Source organism: Pseudomonas sp. GL_117, assembly GCF_057835125.1.
Map to the genome: position 1 here is coordinate 1,578,417 of NZ_CM174418.1, position 14,852 is coordinate 1,593,268.

General features: G+C 61.0%; 15 protein-coding genes. 8 read left to right on the top strand and 7 right to left on the bottom strand.

Annotated features, from left to right (window positions below):
- Positions 1-55: 55 nt before the first annotated feature.
- Genes AC3ISR_RS07060 through AC3ISR_RS07075 form a run of 4 tightly spaced genes read right to left on the bottom strand, consistent with a single transcriptional unit; the run spans position 56 to position 1,727 of the window.
- Positions 56-256: an SEC-C metal-binding domain-containing protein gene (locus AC3ISR_RS07060; protein ID WP_026136698.1), complete on the bottom strand. Its 201-nt coding sequence runs from the start codon at positions 254-256 to the stop codon at positions 56-58.
- Positions 253-735 (bottom strand): LEA/WHy family protein, encoded by a 483-nt coding sequence (locus AC3ISR_RS07065; protein WP_463984552.1) that lies wholly within the window; start codon positions 733-735, stop codon positions 253-255. Before AC3ISR_RS07065 ends, AC3ISR_RS07060 begins: the two co-directional genes overlap by 4 nt.
- 19 nt (positions 736-754) lie before the next feature.
- Complete coding sequence (locus AC3ISR_RS07070; RefSeq protein WP_192299320.1) at positions 755-1,225, bottom strand: YchJ family protein; 471 nt, start codon at positions 1,223-1,225, stop codon at positions 755-757.
- Positions 1,226-1,229: 4 nt separating this feature from the next.
- Positions 1,230-1,727 (bottom strand): DUF6231 family protein, encoded by a 498-nt coding sequence (locus tag AC3ISR_RS07075; protein WP_463984553.1) that lies wholly within the window; start codon positions 1,725-1,727, stop codon positions 1,230-1,232.
- A 190-nt stretch (positions 1,728-1,917) separates the two neighbouring features.
- Between AC3ISR_RS07075 and AC3ISR_RS07080 the strand changes: the two genes are divergently transcribed.
- On the top strand, positions 1,918-2,613 hold the full coding sequence (locus tag AC3ISR_RS07080; protein ID WP_305392200.1) for a PA1041 family peptidoglycan-binding anchor lipoprotein: 696 nt from the start codon (positions 1,918-1,920) through the stop codon (positions 2,611-2,613).
- A gap of 156 nt (positions 2,614-2,769) precedes the next feature.
- Positions 2,770-3,528, top strand: coding sequence for a collagen-like protein (locus AC3ISR_RS07085; protein ID WP_192299317.1), 759 nt, complete (start codon positions 2,770-2,772; stop codon positions 3,526-3,528).
- Positions 3,529-3,667: 139 nt separating this feature from the next.
- Here the strand turns inward: AC3ISR_RS07085 and AC3ISR_RS07090 are convergent, their stop codons facing one another.
- Positions 3,668-4,132, bottom strand: coding sequence for a CopD family protein (locus AC3ISR_RS07090; protein ID WP_192299316.1), 465 nt, complete (start codon positions 4,130-4,132; stop codon positions 3,668-3,670).
- 99 nt (positions 4,133-4,231) lie between these two features.
- Between AC3ISR_RS07090 and dinG the strand changes: the two genes are divergently transcribed.
- From dinG to AC3ISR_RS07120, 6 genes are all read left to right on the top strand, one after another.
- Complete coding sequence (gene dinG, locus AC3ISR_RS07095; RefSeq protein ID WP_135288038.1) at positions 4,232-6,376, top strand: ATP-dependent DNA helicase DinG; 2,145 nt, start codon at positions 4,232-4,234, stop codon at positions 6,374-6,376.
- An 89-nt stretch (positions 6,377-6,465) separates the two neighbouring features.
- Positions 6,466-8,751, top strand: a complete 2,286-nt coding sequence (locus AC3ISR_RS07100) for a beta-galactosidase (protein WP_463984554.1) — start codon at positions 6,466-6,468, stop codon at positions 8,749-8,751.
- An 82-nt stretch (positions 8,752-8,833) separates the two neighbouring features.
- Complete coding sequence (locus AC3ISR_RS07105; protein WP_463984555.1) at positions 8,834-9,979, top strand: serine hydrolase domain-containing protein; 1,146 nt, start codon at positions 8,834-8,836, stop codon at positions 9,977-9,979.
- Positions 9,980-10,121: 142 nt separating this feature from the next.
- A complete protein-coding gene (locus AC3ISR_RS07110; RefSeq protein ID WP_463984556.1) occupies positions 10,122-11,165 on the top strand; it encodes an OmpA family protein in 1,044 nt (347 codons plus the stop codon).
- A 25-nt stretch (positions 11,166-11,190) separates the two neighbouring features.
- Positions 11,191-11,838, top strand: a complete 648-nt coding sequence (gene pdxH, locus AC3ISR_RS07115; protein ID WP_192299312.1) for a pyridoxamine 5'-phosphate oxidase — start codon at positions 11,191-11,193, stop codon at positions 11,836-11,838.
- Between the two features lie 264 nt (positions 11,839-12,102).
- The gene (locus AC3ISR_RS07120) at positions 12,103-12,567 is read left to right on the top strand and encodes an outer membrane lipoprotein (RefSeq protein ID WP_026136695.1); all 465 of its coding nucleotides are present in this window, start codon (positions 12,103-12,105) and stop codon (positions 12,565-12,567) included.
- Between the two features lie 645 nt (positions 12,568-13,212).
- Here the strand turns inward: AC3ISR_RS07120 and AC3ISR_RS07125 are convergent.
- Together AC3ISR_RS07125 and AC3ISR_RS07130 are read right to left on the bottom strand one after the other, a co-directional pair.
- A complete protein-coding gene (locus tag AC3ISR_RS07125; RefSeq protein ID WP_192299311.1) occupies positions 13,213-13,548 on the bottom strand; it encodes a hypothetical protein in 336 nt (111 codons plus the stop codon).
- Positions 13,545-14,765, bottom strand: a complete 1,221-nt coding sequence (locus AC3ISR_RS07130) for an S-type pyocin domain-containing protein (RefSeq protein ID WP_463984557.1) — start codon at positions 14,763-14,765, stop codon at positions 13,545-13,547. Before AC3ISR_RS07130 ends, AC3ISR_RS07125 begins: the two co-directional genes overlap by 4 nt.
- Between the last annotated feature and the right edge of the window lie 87 nt (positions 14,766-14,852).

Sequence of the window (14,852 nt, forward strand, 5' to 3'; positions counted from 1 at the left end):
CCTTCGCGAGCAAGCCCGCTCCCACACAAGCGCGCTTACAGATTCAAGTGGCGTATTACGCCCCGTGGCACTTCTTGAATTTTTTTGCGCTGCCGCACGGGCACGGATCGTTGCGACCCACGTCCTTCAAGGCGTTGCGCACCGGCTCCTGGTGAGCGTGGCCGCAGTTCGGGCCGTGGACATGGCCGTGGTCGTGATCATGGTGATCGTGATCGTGGTTGCAGTCAGGACCATGGACATGGGGTTGCTGAGTCATTGATGTCGCTCCGGAATAAAATCGCCGGGGATTATCTCGCCATTGTGGGCCACCTGCACGTCATAACCGATGAATAATCCGGTTTTCAGCTCGCCTTCGAGGCGATAGGGCACTGGCTTGCTCGGGTTTTTCAGCATCTGCACCACATCGCGGATCTGTGGCCAGAGGTTGGTGCGTACCGAAACCTTGAAAAAAGCATGGCCTCTGGGCGGCACGGTGAGCCACTGGTTGGATTCCCCTTCGGTCAGCACAAAGTTGTCCAGGCTGACCTTGTAGACCAGGCCGCGTACGGTCAGGTCGGCGTCGTCGCGGTTGTCCACGCGAAAGTACAGCTTGAATTTCTGCTCCAACAGCTTGGCCCGCACCACTTCGACTTTCACCAGGGACACGTGGGGCGGTGGCGCGTCGTCTTCGAACCACGACGCGCAGCCGCTCAGGCCGAGGGTTAACGCCAGCATCAAGCTGTAGATCCGAAGCATGGCGTTTGTCCTGTGTTGGTTAGAGATAGCTGGAACAACACTTCTTGAATTTCTGCCCGCTGCCACACAGACACGCATCGTTGCGCCCGGTCTTCACCTCCACGGTCGGATCGATGAAGTACCAGCGCCCGTCATTCTGTACGAAAGAAGACTGTTCGCGGTGGCTGTGTTCGCCAGTGCTGTCATGCCAGCGGGCGGTGAAGGTCACGAACGCGTGCTCCGGCTGGCCGCCGAACACCTCGGAGCTTTCCACCTCCAGGCCCAGCCAGGTGCTTTGGGCGCTCCACGCGCCGATGGCGTCACGGTCCAGGCCGGCCTGTTGCGCGGGCAGGGTGGTTGCCACCAGATAGTCCACCAGGCCCAGCACATAGGCGCTGTAGCGCGAACGCATCAGCGCGCTGGCGCAGGGCGCCGGGTGGCCGGCGTGATAATGGCCGCAGCAGGCATCCAGCAGGTTGCCACTGCCGCAGGGGCAAATGGATGTACTCATCGGGTTACCACCAATACTTTCCGAAGTTTTCCGGGTTGGCCCAGAACCGGGCGTTGAGCCAGTCCGGCACCTGTTTATAGTCAAGCAGATCGTAGGTAAACAGCGTCAGAACCTGCTCATCGCGCTGGAAACGCTCGCCGGCCTGCAAGGCCAGGGAGAAGAAGTCGGTGTCCTGCCATTCGCATGCGCCGAGGTCCACCAGCACCGCAATGCGGCTGGCATTGAGGTTGCGGATGCCGCCGAGCAGGGTCAGGCCTTGTGCCTTTGATAGGTGCTCCAGGCAGTCGACCACCAGCGCCAGGTCAAAACGCTGCGCGGCCAGCTCGGCGGGCAGGGGGCCGGGCGGGGCGATGGACACCTGGGTGTCCGGGTGTTCGGCTTCAAAAGCCTCCAGCGCCGGGAACTGGCTGGCCCCCAACAGCAACAGGCGCTTGGGCTGGTGCAGGTCGAGCAGGGCAGCCAAGGCTTGTTGGGGTGTACGAGCGGAAATACCAGCGGTCATCACAGATCCTCACATCAGGACCGTAGAGACTAGCGCGGCTGAGCGTGCTGGCCTAGAGCGGGCGATTGCGAAAAGCCAGGCACTGGCGGCGATCCTCAATGAAACCGGGGGTGCGGCCTACTGGCGCAGATGAAAAGAGCGGTCTTTACTCCACCCATCGGCCCCCGCCGATCCCCTCAGGAGAAATCAGATGAGCATCATGCGGACAGCTCTGCCCTTGATTCTGCTAACCGGCGTATTGACAGGTTGCGCAGGCTTGCAAAAAACCGATTGGCCCACCTGCGCCGCCGTTGGCGGTGTGACCGGCGCGGCGATCGGTGCAACGGAAAGCTCGGCCTACGCGGGCTATGGCGCGCTGTTGGTCGGCGGCATGGCCGGCGCCTATTGCTGGGTGCATGGCGATGGCGACGAGGACGGCGATGGCGTACCGGACAGCCGCGACAAGTGCCCGGGCACGCCTAAGGGCGTGCATGTAGATGCCAACGGTTGCCCGCCGGTGCCGGTCGCGGCAGTGGTTGAGGAAGTGGTCGTGGTCAAGGAAGAAACCATCGTGATCCGCGATGTGTTGTTCCAGTTCGATTCGGCCAAGTTGACGGCGGCGGATAAAGCCAAGCTCGATACCATCGCCACCCGCCTGAAAAAAGAAGCACCGGGCGCGCAACTGCGGGTCAGTGGTCATACGGACAGCGTCGGCAAAGACGCCTACAACCAGAAACTCTCGGAAAAACGTGCGCATTCGGTCACCGAGTACCTCATCCAATCGGGTGTGCCGCGCAGCAGCTTTGTCTCGGTAACGGGGGCTGGCGAAAGCCATCCGGTCGCCGACAACAAAACCGCTGAAGGCCGTGCGTTGAACCGCCGCGTGGAAATCCAGATCAACCGCTGACAGCCCTTGCCCCTGTGGGATCCACAGGGGCATTGCCGGCAATCTTTACCGAAACCGACCTTTCCCAACTTTTTTGAACCTTCACTGGCAAATCGCCGGTAGAAGTCGTTACTGTGCGTCCAAAGAAAAAACTAGAACAAACTCGGGAGCCCCAAGATGCGTAAGGTTTTACTGTTGGCCCTGTTGGTCAGCCCCATTGCCCTGGCCCAGAGCGTCAGTGTTGAAACCAACTCGTTGATGCGCCTGCCCAACAGCACCAGCGTGCTGCAATTGGAGCGCCTGGATGTGGCGGACTACGGCACGTTGCTGATTCCGGCCAGTATCAGCCAGGTCACGGTGGATGAGTTGCACCTGGGGCGCGACGCGCGTATCGCCATCGTCCCGGGTAATACCGCGCTGCAATTGCAGGTGCGCCATGCGCAACTTGACCACGGCAGCCAGTTCACCTCGCGCGGTGCGCCCGGCACCCATGAAAAACCGGCCAAGGCCGGGCGTGACCTGACCTTGCGCATTCAATCATTGGCGGCCGATGAGTTGTCGGTGGATGCCCGTGGTGGTGCTGGTGCCAAAGGTTATGCCGGTTTGGACGGTGCCAACGGCGTGGACCCGGGCTGCACCTGGGGCGCGGCCGGGCGTGGCGCCAATGGCGACAACGGTGGTGATGGCCTGCCGGGTGCGGCGGGTGCGCAAGTGCGGGTTGAATTGCCAAAGGACTTCCCGGCGCAGCAGATCAAGGTCTGGGTCGACGGTGGCGCGGGTGGTTTGGCGGGCACGGCGGGCAAGCCAGGCAAAGGCGGGCAGTCCAAGGGGTGCCTGGTGTATCAGGCCGATGGCGGCGAGAAGGGCCGTCCTGGGTTGGAAGGCCAACCAGGACCAGCGGGGCCCGCAGGTTCCGTCACCATCCAACGCCTGTAACTTGTAGTGAGCGGGCTTGCCCCGCGCTGGGGGGCGAAGCCGCCCCAACCGTTACACCGCGGTGTTTCAGAAAGACCGAGGTGTCTGGATTTGGGGCGGCTTCGCCACCCAGCGCGGGGCAAGCCCGCTCACTACAAGCTCAGAGCATTGGTCGGGCTGAGGCGATTGCCACTGTTACCAATCCCACAATCAAATTGATGCCTACCAACCGCCGAATCTGCCCCAGCACCGCCGCGCCCACCGGCCAATCCTGCGCCGCCACCGCTGCGCGCAGTTCCGGGAACTTCAACGCCTGGATGCGGATAAACAACGCCGTCATCACCAGATACAGGCCCATCATCACCTGCACATAACGCGGCGCAGTCTCAAACCCGCTGAAGCGCAGGTGCAGCAAGCCAATGCCGCTGATCGGCAAAATCGCCACCGCGACCCATACCCACACAAAAAAACGTTGAAACACATTTGCCCACAGCGTGAGCCGGGCAGGGCCCTCAAGTGCCACCCCGGCGGCGGGGCGCAGGATCATCCAGGCGAAAAACATGCCGCCGACCCAGATCAGGGCGGCCAATACATGCAGGGTGTAGGCGAGGCTAAACACGGTCATTGCGGTACTCCGTTCTGCGCGGGATTCATTAGCGGGGTATGATAGCGGCCGATCCGAACCACTGAAAATTTATCCAGCGTTTTTTGCGCCCGACTATCCATGATCAGCACTGAACTCAAAACCACGATCCAGGGCGCCTACTCGCGTTTTCTCGAAGCCAAGAGCTTGAAACCGCGCTATGGCCAACGCCTGATGATCGCCGAAGTGGCCAAGGTCCTCGGGGATATCGACACCGACGACGAAGGTCGCCGCGAAGGTGAGCCCGCGGTCGTGGCCGTCGAAGCCGGCACCGGTACGGGCAAGACCGTGGCCTACAGCCTGGCCGCGATCCCGACCGCCAAGGCCGCCGGCAAGCGCCTGGTGATTGCCACCGCCACCGTGGCCCTGCAAGAGCAGATCGTCTACAAAGACCTGCCCGACCTGATGCGCAACAGCGGCCTGAACTTCACCTTCGCCCTGGCCAAGGGCCGTGGCCGCTACATGTGCCTGTCCAAGCTCGACGTGTTGTTGCAGGAAGGCCATGCGCAAACCGCCACCGCGTCGTTGTTCGAAGAAGAAGGCTTCAAGATCGAGGTGGATGAGGTCAGCCAGAAGCTGTTCACCAGCATGATCGAGAAACTGGCCGGCAACAAATGGGACGGCGACCGCGACAGCTGGCCCACCGCCCTGGAAGACTCCGACTGGGCGCGCCTGACCACCGACCACAGCCAATGCACCAACCGCCATTGCCCCAACTTCGGCCAGTGCGCCTTCTACAAGGCCCGCGAGGGCATGGGCAAGGTCGATGTGATTGTCACCAACCACGACATGGTGCTGGCTGACCTGGCCCTGGGCGGCGGTGCCGTATTGCCCGATCCGCGTGACACGCTCTACGTCTTCGACGAAGGCCATCACCTGCCGGACAAGGCCATCGGTCACTTCGCCCATTACACGCGCCTGCGATCCACCGCCGATTGGCTGGAAAGCACCGCGAAGAACCTCACCAAGTTGCTGGCCCAGCACCCACTGCCCGGCGACCTCGGCAAGCTGATCGAACAAGTGCCGGAGCTGGCGCGGGAGATCAAGACCCAGCAGCAATTCATGTTCAGCGCCTGCGAGCAGGTCGCCGACTTCAAGCCCGGCGAAGATGTGGAAGGCCGTGAGCGCCCACGCCACCGTTTCGTCGGCGGCTTGATCCCCGAACATATGCGCGAAATGGGCATCGAGTTGAAGAAGGGCTTTTCGCGCCTGACCGACCTGTTTACCCGTCTCACCGATTTGCTCAAGGAAGGCATGGACGGCGAGGTCAACATCGGCATCGCCAGCAACCAGGCCGAGGAATGGTATCCGCTGTTCGGCAGCCTGCTGTCCCGCGCCCAAGGCAACTGGGAATTGTGGACCGCCTTCACCGTCGAAGACCCGGAAGACAACCCGCCCATGGCCCGCTGGCTGACCCTGTCGGAAAGCGGTGCGCTGTTTGACATCGAGGTCAACGCCAGCCCGATCCTCGCCGCCGAAATGCTGCGTCGCAATCTGTGGAACGTGGCCTATGGCTGCCTGGTGACCTCCGCCACGCTGACGGCCCTGGGCACCTTCGACCGCTTCCGCATGCGCGCCGGCCTGCCGAAAAAAGCCGTCACCGCCGTGGTGCCCAGCCCGTTCCATCATGCCGACGCCGGTGTGCTGCGAGTGCCCGACCTCAAGGCCGACCCGCGGGACGCCGCAGCGCACACCGCGGCGATCATCCGCGACCTGCCGGAGCTGGTGGAAGGTTCGCGCGGCACCCTGGTGCTGTTCTCGTCACGCAAACAGATGCAGGACGTGTTCGACGGTCTCGACCGCGACTGGCGCAAGCAGGTGTTTATCCAGGGCAACCTGTCCAAGCAGGAAACCCTGAACAAGCACAAGGCGCGGGTGGATGGCGGCGACTCCAGCGTGCTGTTCGGCCTGGCCAGCTTTGCCGAAGGCGTGGACTTGCCGGGCGCCTACTGCGAACACGTGGTGATCGCCAAGATCCCGTTCTCGGTGCCGGATGATCCGGTCGAAGCGGCGTTGGCCGAATGGATCGAAGCGCGGGGCGGTAACCCGTTCATGGAAATCTCGGTGCCGGACGCTTCCTTGAAGCTGGTCCAGGCCTGCGGGCGCTTGCTGCGTACCGAACAGGACCGGGGCACCATCACCTTGCTCGACCGCCGTTTGGTCACCCAGCGCTATGGCAAGGCTATCCTGAATGCCTTGCCGCCATTCAGGCGCGAAATTTCTTAAGCCGCCGTGGGCGATTTCGCCCACTCCGTGGTCTATCTCACTGTATTTCATCAGGCCATTCATCGGCCGTCTGGGAGAACCTTGTCTGTATGATTCGCACGCTGCCCGCTCTATTTGCCCTGTTGTTCGCCGCGCCCTTGATGGCCGCGCCTGCCGGGCAACAGACCCTGTTCAATTTCGTCCGGCCTGCCGATGTGGTCAAGGTGGCGACCCAGGACGCCAGCCTGCCGCAATACAACGCCGAACAAACCCCTGAAGGCGAGGTGTTGCGCCGCATCACCTTCAACCCGGCCGCCGAACCGAGCCTGGTGCTCAGCCCGCAGAGCGGCGTCTGGGACTGGTCGCAGTCCGGCGCCATGAGCCTGCGCATCCAGAGTGCGATGGACTGGGCGCTGACCCTATACGTCAAAGTGCAGAGCGCGGACGGCAGGATCTTGCGCAGCCGCATCGACCTGCCGGCCGGTCCGGCGCAGACCTTGCTGATCCCGTTGCAAGCCAACTCACCGTTGAGCCAGGGCATGAAGGCTGGCCCGCCGATGCCGATTACCGTGGACGGTCAACGCGTGTTGCTCGGTGGCAGTTTTGGCGAAGTCGACCGCAGCCAGGTGGTTTCGGTGACCTTGTCGATGCTCAAGCCCAGCGCGGCCCAGAGCATCCTGTTGGAGCGCTTTGGCGTGCAGGACAGCGAGCCGGTGATCAAGGCTGCCTACAGCGAGCTGGTGGATGCGTATGGTCAGTCCACCCGTGCGCGCTGGCCGGAGAAGGTTGGCAGTGACGAACAACTCAAGGCCGCTGCCGTCAAGGAGCAGCAACAGCTCCAGGGCTGGTTGGCCATGCGGGATAAATCCGCACTGGACCCGTACGGCGGCTGGAACAAAGGCCCGGCGTTCGAGGCCAGCGGTTTTTTCCGCACCGAGAAGCGCGATGGTCGCTGGTATCTGGTGACGCCGCAAGGCCATCCGTTCTACTCGTTGGGCGTCAATACCGTGGCCCCGGATAACAGCCAGACCTACGTATCCGGCCGTGAATGGATGTTCGCGGCGTTACCCAAGGCTGGCGAGCCGCTGGATAACTACTACGGCAGCGGCGATAACCGCACCGGCAATGGGGCCGGCGAAGGGCGCAGCTATGGTGCCGGGCGCTGGTACGACTTCTACGGCGCCAACCTGCAACGTACCTATGGCGGTGAAGGGTTCGACCACAAGCGTTGGGTCAGCCACACCCTCGATCGCCTGCAAGCCTGGGGTTTCAACACTGTGGGCAACTGGAGTGACGAAGCGCTGGCCCGCGCCGACCGCGTGCCGTACACCTTGCCGCTATCAATTGTCGGCGACTACGCCAGCATCAGCACCGGCACCGATTGGTGGGGCGGCATGCCCGACCCGTTTGATCCGCGCTTCGCCATGGCCACCGAACGCGCCGTGGCCATTGCCGCCCGCGATCACCGTGATGACCCATGGTTGATCGGCTTTTTCGCCGACAATGAATTGGCCTGGGCCGGTCCTGGCGATGATCCGAAGTCCCGTTACGCCTTGGCCTACGGCACTTTGCGCATGACCACCGATGTGCCGGCCAAACGCGCGTTCCTCAAGCAATTGCGCGACAAGTATCGTAACGAGGACGGCCTGTCGAAAGCCTGGGGCGTTCATGTGGCGGGTTGGGAGTTGATGGAAGACCCGGGTTTCGAAGCGCCGATGCCGAATGCCGAGCACCCGGAAATCGAGGCCGACTTCAAGTATTTCCAGAAGACCTTCGCCGACGCCTACTTCAAGACCATCTCCGATGCGCTGAAATGGCACGCGCCGAACCAGTTGCTACTGGGCGGCCGCTACGCGGTGAGCACTCCGGAAGCGGTGGCGTCGTGCGCCCAGTATTGCGATGTGCTGAGTTTCAACATGTACACCCTCAAACCCCAGGACGGTTATGACTTCGCGGCTCTGCGCGCGTTGGACAAACCCGTGCTGATCACCGAATTCAACTTCGGCTCGGCGGACCGTGGGCCGTTCTGGGGCGGCGTGACCCAATTGGCCAGGGAGGAAGATCGCGGCGCGGCGTACGCCAACTTCCTCAAGCAGGCCATGGCCGAGCCGTCGATTATTGGCGTGCACTGGTTCCAGTACCTGGATCAGCCGGTGACCGGGCGTCTGCTGGACGCTGAAAACGGCCACTTCGGGCTGGTCGGCATCACCGATGTGCCGTTCCAAGGCTTTGTCGACAGCGTGCGCAAGAGCAACCTGGCGGCCGTCGAGCAGTTGGGCAAGGAGGCGGAAAAAGCCAAGGCGGCCAGCGCGGCGCATGAGCATGCAAGCGGTCGTTCGGGCGGTGACGGCAAAGGCGCCGGACATGCCGGCGGGCATGCTGGAAATGGTCATTGATTCAGCGTTGACGGGTTCCCAAATCCTGGAATGACTGGAACAATGTCGGCCACTTTTTACGGCGTTTTCCGAGGGGGCTTAGGTGCAGATTCAGGGTCATTACGAGCTCCAGTTCGAAGCGGTACGTGAAGCGTTCGCCGCGTTGTTCGATGACCCCCAGGAGCGTGGCGCCGGGCTGTGCATCCAGGTCGGCGGCGAAACCGTCGTCGACCTGTGGGCCGGCACCGCCGACAAGGACGGTGCCGAGGCGTGGCACAGCGACACCATCGTCAACCTGTTCTCATGCACCAAGACCTTCACCGCCGTCACGGCCCTGCAATTGGTGGCCGAGGGCAAGCTGAAGCTGGATGCGCCCGTGGCCGACTACTGGCCGGAATTTGCGGCGGCGGGCAAAGAAGCCATCACCTTGCGCCAGTTGCTCTGCCATCAGGCCGGGTTGCCTGCGATCCGCGAGATGCTACCCACCGAGGCGCTGTACGACTGGCAGTTGATGGTCGACACCCTGGCGGCCGAGGCCCCGTGGTGGACACCGGGCCAAGGGCATGGCTACGAGGCGATCACCTATGGCTGGCTGGTCGGCGAGCTGTTGCGGCGTGCCGACGGGCGCGGGCCAGGGGAGTCCATCGTGGCTCGGGTTGCACGGCCACTGGGCTTGGACTTCCACGTAGGCCTGGCGGATGAAGAGTTTTATCGTGTTGCGCATATAGCGCGCAGCAAAGGCAATATGGGCGATGCCGCCGCGCAACGGTTACTGCAAGTAATGATGCGTGAACCGACTGCAATGACTACGCGGGCATTTGCCAATCCTCCGTCTATTCTGACCAGCACTAATAAACCTGAATGGCGACGCATGCAGCAGCCGGCGGCAAATGGTCACGGTAATGCGCGCAGCCTGGCGGGTTTTTATAGCGGTTTGTTGGACGGTAGTTTGCTCGAAAGCGACATGCTTGAAGAGTTGACCCGTGAACACAGTATCGGGCCGGATAAAACATTATTGACACAAACCCGTTTCGGCCTGGGCTGCATGTTGGATCAACCGCAACTGCCGAATGCCACCTTCGGCCTTGGCCCGCGTGCGTTCGGGCATCCTGGCGCGGGTGGTTCGGTGGGCTTCGCCGATCCGGAGCATGATGTAGCGTTTGGTTTCGTGACTAATACATTGGGGCCCTATGTACTTATGGACCCACGTGCACAGAAGTTGGTCGGAATATTGGCCGGTTGTCTGTAAACCCCTTGCTGTTTCACGTTTTTTTGTTACAAAGGCAACTATAAGAAGACGCTGACGGAAAGTATGTAACTTTATTCTTATCCTGGCGTCTGTTTAACGGGTCCTCGAGACCCCTGGTTTTTTCTCATTTTGTGGATACCTCATGTTATCGAACAAGTCCTTGGCACTCGCGCTTTGCCTCACTATTACCGGCTGTGCACAAACTCCACAAAATGATGCCGACGGTGGGCATTGGTGGTCATTTGGATCGGATAAGACGGCTGCCAAGGACGCAGTGACCAAGGTCGACGCCAAGCCGGATGCCAAGCCGGACGCCAAGGCTGCCGCCGACGCCAAGGCCGCTGACTTGAAAGCCGACCTCAAGGCTGCTACCCCTGCACCTGCCGCCGCGCCAGCTGTCGCCAAGGCAGAGAGCGAAACCCATTGGTGGTGGCCGTTCGAAAGCAAGCCAAAGCCCCTGGCCAAGGTCGACGTGACCAATATCCCAATGCCTGACCCGAAAATCACCCAGGCCTGGTTGGACGACTATGAGCCGCGCCTGCGTGCTGCGATCAAGGACAGCAACCTGCAACTGGAACGTCGTGACAACGTACTGGTCGTTATCGCCCCGGTGGACGGTTCCTACAACCCGAAACGTCCGTCGATGTTGCTGCCGGTCACCCTGGGCCCGTTCACCCGCGTCGCCAAGGCTGTTGAAGCCGATCCAAAGACCGCCGTACTGGTCCTGGGCCACGTCGACGCCACCGGCACTGCACCGGCGAGCCAGGCGTTGAGCAAGGAACGTGCACAGTCGATCGCATCGATCTTCAGCCTCAGCGGCCTGAAGCAGGACCGCCTGATGCTGCGCGGCATGGGTGACCTGATGCCACGTGCCGCCAATGACAGCACCCAGGGCCGTGCGCTGAACCGTCGCATGGAAATTATGTTCACTCAGCGTACAACTATGTTGGCCTTGCTGAGCAAGTACAACTCGGGCAAGACCCCGCCAGTGGCTGAGATGGTTGCGGTGCAGGACGTTCCAGCACCTGCTCCGGCCGCCAAGACCCCGGCGAAAAAGGTGCCTGCCGCGAAGAAAGCCGCTGCCAAGCCCGCCGCCAAGAAAGCCCCGGCCAAGCCTGCTGCCAAGAAAGCGGCTCCGGCCAAAGCCAAGGCGGCTGCACCGGCTAACGACCAGGCGAAAAACTGATCTGTTGAAAGAAGGATAAAGCCGCATGACCCAGGCACTGGCCGATATGCGCCGTGACTACACACGGGATGGTTTGAGCGAGGCCCAGGCCCCGAGCGAGCCGTTTGCGTTGTTCCACCAGTGGTTCGGCGACGCGGTGAAAACCGAGCAGCCGCCGGTGGAAGCCAATGCCATGACCCTGGCCACGGTTGACAGCGATGGTCGCCCGCACTGTCGCATCCTGCTGCTCAAGGGCCTGGATGCACAGGGCTTTACCTTCTTCACCAACTATCAGAGCGCCAAGGGTGAACAGCTCGCGGCGCGGCCGTTTGCGGCGATGACCTTCTTCTGGCCGACTCTGGAGCGCCAGGTGCGGATCGAGGGGCGGGTGGTCAAGGTCACGCCTGAGGAGTCGGACGCTTATTATCAGGTCCGCCCATTGGGCAGCCGCTTGGGCGCGTGGGCGTCGCCGCAGAGCAAGGTCATTCGTGACCGTGAAGAACTGCAGGACTTGCTCAAGGCCACCGAGCAGCGTTTCAGCGATACCCAGCCCGACTGCCCCGAGCACTGGGGCGGTTATCGCCTGCTGCCCGAGCGCATCGAGTTCTGGCAGGGCCGCGCCAGCCGCCTGCACGACCGCCTGAACTATCGCCTGCAAGGGACCGACTGGACCCGCGAGCGCCTGGCGCCCTGAGCGTCACCTTTCGTCACCTCACCTGAATATTGTCCGTTGCGCCGAAGTCTGTATTGCACAGACTTCGGCTGCTTCCGGCTGTGTGACTACAATGTTGAAACAGTCGTGACATCTATTGGCACAAGAGCTGGGCTACCGTTTGTCGAGTTTTCTGGTACTGGCAGTCTGTACTCAGGCTGAATGAAAGCAATTTTTTGCGGTGCGGGCCGTGACAGGCGCGAGGCTGCCGCGTTTAATGACCACCTGTCCTTTGGAGTTGATGCTATGCGTAAGTCCGTTTTACTAGTTGCCTGCTTCACCACCCTGTCACTTCTGCTGGGTGGCTGTGCTTCGAGTCTGACCGGCGACTCGTACTCCCGTGACGAAGCGCGTCGTGTACAGAGCGTTCGCATGGGCACCATCGAATCCCTGCGCCCAGTGAAAATCGAAGGCACCAAGACCCCAATCGGCGGCGCTGCCGGCGCAGTCATCGGCGGCGTTGGCGGCAGCGCCATCGGCGGCGGCCGTGGCAGTATCGTGACCGCGGTGATCGGCGCAGTTGCCGGCGGCCTGCTGGGCTCGGCCACCGAAGAAGGCCTGACCCGCACCCAGGGCGTGGAAATCACCGTCCGCGAAGACGACGGCAGCATGCGCGCCTACGTGCAGGCCGTGCAGGAGAATGAAATCTTCCGCATTGGCGACCGCGTGCGCATCATGACCGTTGATGGGACTAGCCGGGTTACTCGCTAAGTATTAGTCGCAGAAACGAAAAACCCCCAATCGGGTGACCGGTTGGGGGTTTTTGTTGCAAGCCCAGTTAGTGGCTGGGCTTGCGGCTTCAAAGATGCATCGACCTGCATTCGAATACTACTGCTGGGCATATTGTCATGCAAGGTTGAGCGATGGTCGGCATTGGTTTGTTTTGAGGCTTTCTCTTGGCGATTGCCGCCGCAAAGGTTTGCAATAAATACACTAATCAGAAATTGGGGCTCGACCTGCTTTGGTCACACCTTCAAGCGGTATTTTGGTTAGGCTCCTCTTCGTTCTGCGTTTGTCGCTTTCAGGTGAGCCGGGTACGCGCGCGAATTTTTGGACCGACCGCCACGGGCTAGTAATCCGTGCCGGATTTACGCGGAAAGCCCATTAACCCGGCCGCCTCAAGGATGCATCGACCTGCATCCAAAGGCCCACGTGTTCCGGTAAGTGTGCTGGAGGTAAGGCCCAACTTACGGAGGGCCGAGTATGTCCAAGTTTGCACGACGTACGTGGAACCTCGTAGTGAACTGCCTGCGTGCTTATCACGTCTGGACGTTCCTGCGGGACAGCTTTGATGACCTTTAAGGTCTGAGAGGTGGAGCCGTCTTGGTTCAGGCCAAGGCGGCTTTTTGATGGGGTTCAGGTGAACATTTCTATGTCGTCCATTGCGCTTCCAATGACTCCCCTCAATGCGGGGCATTTGCGCCCTGCTTGAATTAGGGCTGGACCCACCTTCTCCATGTCCAGTGTTCCGAAGCGACGCGCGATGTGGCCAATGGCGACAATTGCAGCGGATGCAATCTCATCGTTGTCGCTATCCATATGTTGCAAGCAAACGTTTTGCGCCCAAGTGCCATTCATTTCGTTAAGGCCGACTGAAATCAGTGCTGTGGTGACTTTGCTGACGTCTCCAGTTGCTAGATCGTGCACGGCTTCATCATGGGTCAAGTCGGGATCGTGGTAGCGCATATTCATTTACCGGCTCCTAAAAGTTTTCCTTTGCGGTTGGTTTTCCCAGCTCTTATCAATGCGTTTTTCATGTGCTGATTAAGTGCTCCCCATGGTCGTACATGTCCGTGAAAAGTGCCTTCTGTTGAGAAATCAATAACCACAAACTCCTTTGTGTGTGGGTCAATACCTATTCGTCGAGGCTCTGAAGGTTTGACCAATACGGAGTCGTTCAAGGCATCCAAGCCATTGGTTGGTTTTTTACTTTTAACCGAATTCCCCTTTTTACTGTGATAAGGCGCGTCCTCGTACTTCCAACTGACGACGATATACAGCGGTCTAACACCCGAATCCGCCGGGAACACCAGGATGAAATCTTTGTAGTCCGGCGGATATATCGGGTCGACGATAATGTTGGCGGCCTTCTCGTTGGCCGGGTACACCCATATATGCGGTGTCGAAGGCGCGGCTTGCAACGCCGGGATGCCGAGGGTGTCACCGGGATTTGCGGCAGGCGTCCAGATCAGTTCAATCCCGTCACCCAGGTCGGCGATGTACTGCATCTCTCGCAACTGAAACTGCACCACATCGACCATTTCCCAGTCGCGATTTTTGCCTGTGTAGAACGCGTATCCCTTGAGCGTGCCGTCCTCCTGTTGCTCGACATGCAAGCGAACCCGCGTGCGTGCTCTCGCCATGGAGCGCAGTTGCTCTTCGGTGTAGAGCGCGCTGTCGCCAAGACTGGAGGGCCAGATCAGCCCCACCAGGCCCGTCAGGAAGGTAGCCCCGACAGTGCCTGCCCCGGCTGCGGCGGCTGAGCCTGTAACAGTGCCGGCCAGCGCCAGCATTCCAAGCCCTGCTGGCAGAGCACTGCCGCTGATTTTCTTGAGAGGTAGCACACCAGACTCGTCGGTCTCGCGACCACCCAGCAACGCGTACTCGCCATAGTCCTCAAGGCGATCAAGCGGTACATAACCGGTGGGGTCGTGATAGTCGATGATGCTGTCCGGCAGGTTGCAGGACTTGGTAAAAACGCAGCCTATCAAGGGCGTTGGGGCGGGGTGCGGATCAGCCAGGCGGCTGTTTTCGTAGGCTTCCTGGCGGGCGAGCAGGGTTTGGTGGTCTTTTTGCCGCGCTGCACGGGCCGCCAATTCGGCCTCGTTCATGGGCTCAAGCATGCGATAACCGCCGGTGCCGGTTCCGTAGGACCGCCAGACTTGGAATGTATCCTTGGTATTTGCCATCGTGCCCTCCTGGCGTGCTGCATAACGAGGGCCGACGTTATGGCAAGCCGAGCAGGGGCGATGTAGGTCTTATCTGAGGAGGGAAGG

Bases quoted from the DNA above. Each gene is read 5' to 3' on its own strand.
- AC3ISR_RS07120 (WP_026136695.1), top strand. From the start codon at position 12,103: ATGCGTAAGTCCGTTTTACTAGTTGCCTGCTTCACCACCCTGTCACTT.
- AC3ISR_RS07080 (WP_305392200.1), top strand. From the start codon at position 1,918: ATGAGCATCATGCGGACAGCTCTGCCCTTGATTCTGCTAACCGGCGTA.
- AC3ISR_RS07130 (WP_463984557.1), bottom strand. From the start codon at position 14,765: ATGGCAAATACCAAGGATACATTCCAAGTCTGGCGGTCCTACGGAACC.
- pdxH (WP_192299312.1), top strand. From the start codon at position 11,191: ATGACCCAGGCACTGGCCGATATGCGCCGTGACTACACACGGGATGGT.
- AC3ISR_RS07060 (WP_026136698.1), bottom strand. From the start codon at position 256: ATGACTCAGCAACCCCATGTCCATGGTCCTGACTGCAACCACGATCAC.
- AC3ISR_RS07100 (WP_463984554.1), top strand. From the start codon at position 6,466: ATGATTCGCACGCTGCCCGCTCTATTTGCCCTGTTGTTCGCCGCGCCC.
- AC3ISR_RS07070 (WP_192299320.1), bottom strand. From the start codon at position 1,225: ATGAGTACATCCATTTGCCCCTGCGGCAGTGGCAACCTGCTGGATGCC.
- AC3ISR_RS07065 (WP_463984552.1), bottom strand. From the start codon at position 735: ATGCTTCGGATCTACAGCTTGATGCTGGCGTTAACCCTCGGCCTGAGC.
- AC3ISR_RS07110 (WP_463984556.1), top strand. From the start codon at position 10,122: ATGTTATCGAACAAGTCCTTGGCACTCGCGCTTTGCCTCACTATTACC.
- AC3ISR_RS07085 (WP_192299317.1), top strand. From the start codon at position 2,770: ATGCGTAAGGTTTTACTGTTGGCCCTGTTGGTCAGCCCCATTGCCCTG.
- AC3ISR_RS07090 (WP_192299316.1), bottom strand. From the start codon at position 4,132: ATGACCGTGTTTAGCCTCGCCTACACCCTGCATGTATTGGCCGCCCTG.
- AC3ISR_RS07125 (WP_192299311.1), bottom strand. From the start codon at position 13,548: ATGAATATGCGCTACCACGATCCCGACTTGACCCATGATGAAGCCGTG.
- dinG (WP_135288038.1), top strand. From the start codon at position 4,232: ATGATCAGCACTGAACTCAAAACCACGATCCAGGGCGCCTACTCGCGT.
- AC3ISR_RS07075 (WP_463984553.1), bottom strand. From the start codon at position 1,727: ATGACCGCTGGTATTTCCGCTCGTACACCCCAACAAGCCTTGGCTGCC.